Here is a 3028-nt window from a genome sequence, read left to right on the forward strand (position 1 = left end):
CCCTCGCTCTGTCCGCCCCTTGTACTCCTGCTGGCCGGTGCAACCGCGCTGTCCCCCCTGCTGGTGCGAGACAGCGCAAATGAGCGGCGTGGACCCTCGCTCTGTCCGCCCCTTGTACTCCTGCTGGCCGGTGCAACCGCGCTATCCCCTCTGCTGGCGCGAGACAGCGCAGATGGACTGCGTGGAACCTCGCTCTGTCCGCCCCGCGTGCGCCTGCTGACCGGTGAAAAGCGCCATCCCCCTGCCGACGTGGGACCGTGCGGGTAGACGGCGTGGAACCTCGCTCTGTTACACCCGCGTGCGCCTGCTGACCGGTGAAAAGCGCCATCCTCCCTGCCGACGTGGGACCGCGCGGATGGACGGCGTGGAACCTCGCCCCATCACACCCGCGTGCGCCTGCTGACCGGTGAAAAGCGCCATCCCCCTGCCGACGCGGGACCGTGCGGGTAGACGGAGTGGAACCTCGCCCCGTCACACCCGCGTGCGCCTGCTGACCGGTGAAAAGCGCCATCCTCCCTGCCGACGTGGGACAGCGCGGGTAGACGGCGTGGAACCTCGCTCTGTTACACCCGCGTGTGCGTGTTGACCGGTGAAAAGCGCCATCCTCCCTGCCGACGTGGGACAGCGCGGGTAGACGGCGTGGAACCTCGCCCCGTCACACCCGCGTGCGCCTGCTGACCGGTGCAACCACGCTATCCCCCTCGCTGGCGCGGGATAGCGCAGATGGACGGCGTGGAACCTCGCTCTGTCCGCCCCTTGTACTCCTGCTGGCCGGTGCAACCGCGCTGTCCCCCCTGCTGGCGCGAGACAGCGCAAATGAGCGGCGTGGAACCTCGCTCTGTCCGCCCCGCGTGCGCCTGCTGACCGGTGAAAAACGCCATCCCCCTGCCGACGTGGGACAGCGCGGGTAGACGGCGTGGAACCTCGCCCCGTCACACCCGCGTGTGCCTGCTGACCGGTGAAAAGCGCCATCCTCCCTGCCGACGTGGGACAGCGCGGGTAGACGGCGTGGAACCTCGCTCTGTTACACCCGCGTGCGCCTGCTGACCGGTGAAAAGCGCCATCCCCCTGCCGACGTGGGACAGCGCGGGTAGACGGCGTGGAACCTCGCCCCGTCACACCCGCGTGTGCCTGCTGACCGGTGAAAAGCGCCATCCTTCCTGCCGATGCGGGACCGTGCGGATGGACGGCGTGGAACCTCGCTCTGTTACACCCGCGTGCGCCTGCTGACCGGTGAAAAGCGCCATCCCCCTGCCGACGTGGGACCGCGCGGGTAGACGGCGTGGAACCTCGCTCTGTTACACCCGCGTGCGCCTGCTGACCGGTGAAAAGCGCCATCCTCCCTGCCGACGTGGGACCGCGCGGGTAGACGGCGTGGAACCTCGCCCCGTCACACCCGCGTGCGCCTGCTGACCGGTGAAAAGCGCCATCCTTCCTGCCGACGCGGGACCGTGCGGGTAGACGGCGTGGAACCTCGCCCCGTTACACCCGCGTGCGCCTGCTGACCGGTGAAAAGCACCATCCCCCTGCCGACGTGGGACAGCGCGGGTAGACGGCGTGGAACCTCGCCCCGTCACACCCGCGTACTCCTGCTGACCGGTGCAACCGCGCTGTCCCCCCTGCTGGCGCGAGACAGCGCAAATGAGCGGCGTGGAACCTCGCTCTGTCCGCCCCGCGTGCGCCTGCTGACCGGTGAAAAGCGCCATCCCCCTGCCGACGTGGGACCGCGCGGGTAGACGGCGTGGAACCTCGCCCCGTCACACCCGCGTGCGCCTGCTGACCGGTGCAACCGCGCTATCCCCCTGCTGGCGCGAGACAGCGCAGATGGACGGCGTGGAACCTCGCTCTGTTACACCCGCGTGCGCCTGCTGACCGGTGAAAAGCGCCATCCTTCCTGCCGATGCGGGACAGCGCGGGTAGACGGCGTGGAACCTCGCCCCGTCACACCCGCGTGCGCCTGCTGAACGAGGAAAACTAGCGCGCCGTCTGTAGGTCAGAGCCGCTCACGGTCGTCACACCTGCGCGTCCCTGCCGACCAGGAAAAAACGTTTACCTCCTCTATCGGTGAACCTTCTCGCCTTGATGAAGGCTAGAACGGAATGTCCTCGTCGTCAATCGGTTGTGGCTGGTTCCGTGATGGTATCTTGCTCGCTGGTGTACGGGCTGGGGGAGGAGTATTGGCCGGGCGTGAGTTTGCCGGTGGTGGGATACGGCGTACCGTCTCATCAACCGGCTCTTCGTATGATGGTTCGACATCAGGAACAGGGCCACGCTCACCTTTCGGGGAGAGAATGATCATATCCTGAGCAATGACCTCGGTGGTGTACCGATCCTGACCGTCGCGGTCGGTCCACTTGCGGGTCTGGAGGCGACCCTCGATATAGACGCGGGTTCCTTTGGTGAGGTATTGATTGCAGATTTCACCGAGCTTGTCCCACGCGACAATGCGGAACCACTCGGTCTCTTCGTGGGTGTTGCCATCTTTGTCGCGCCACGTGCGGTTGCTCGCCACTCGGAAGGTCGTTACTGCGCTTCCCTGAGCAGTGTAACGCATTTCCGGATCGGCGCCGAGATGACCCGTTAGTTGTACCTTGTTTAGATCCTTTGCCATGTCAACCCTCCTCGTCTCTCGTGTGTTATCGTCCCATCTGTACCGAACCGAGCGAGAGCTTTCCCGCACGATCTCGAACTATTGTGCGAATTATAGCATACCGCTCGCTCCTTCGTCAAGGTTTTTTGCTTGAACATTTTGGGTCTTTTCGAGGTTTTCAGGATACATGCTGTAGATTACGCCTCGCTCCCTCACCTTCCCCGGCCCTTTTCCTCTTCTACAAGAGGGAGGAAGGGGAAGGTTGAGGCGTGAACCCGCCCTGATGACTTGCTGATAGGAGCAACGGTGGGTGTCAGCCGCATACCGGAGGCGGCGGGCCGGAGGCGTGCGCACTTAAAGGCAATCGCGTGAGGGGGCGCCTGTCCTCAAGGGTGGGTCTCGATTGAACGACGGGTGTCAGCCGCATACCGGAGGAGA

At 65.1% G+C, this 3028-nt stretch carries 2 protein-coding genes; one reads left to right on the forward strand and one right to left on the reverse strand.

Annotated features, from left to right (window positions below):
* A partial coding sequence (locus tag JE47_RS22380; protein WP_035420184.1) for a hypothetical protein occupies nt 1-267 on the forward strand: 267 nt, incomplete at its 5' end.
* Nucleotides 268-2089: 1822 nt separating this feature from the next.
* On the opposite strand, the gene JE47_RS0119905 is transcribed toward JE47_RS22380, so the two are convergent.
* Nucleotides 2090-2611 carry a single-stranded DNA-binding protein gene (locus tag JE47_RS0119905; protein WP_031461418.1) on the reverse strand — a complete coding sequence of 174 codons (522 nt, stop codon included), beginning with the start codon at nt 2609-2611 and terminating at the stop codon, nt 2090-2092.
* Nucleotides 2612-3028: the final 417 nt, after the last annotated feature.

Origin of the sequence: Chloroflexus sp. MS-G (assembly GCF_000735195.1) — a bacterium.
Lineage (GTDB): Bacteria > Chloroflexota > Chloroflexia > Chloroflexales > Chloroflexaceae > Chloroflexus.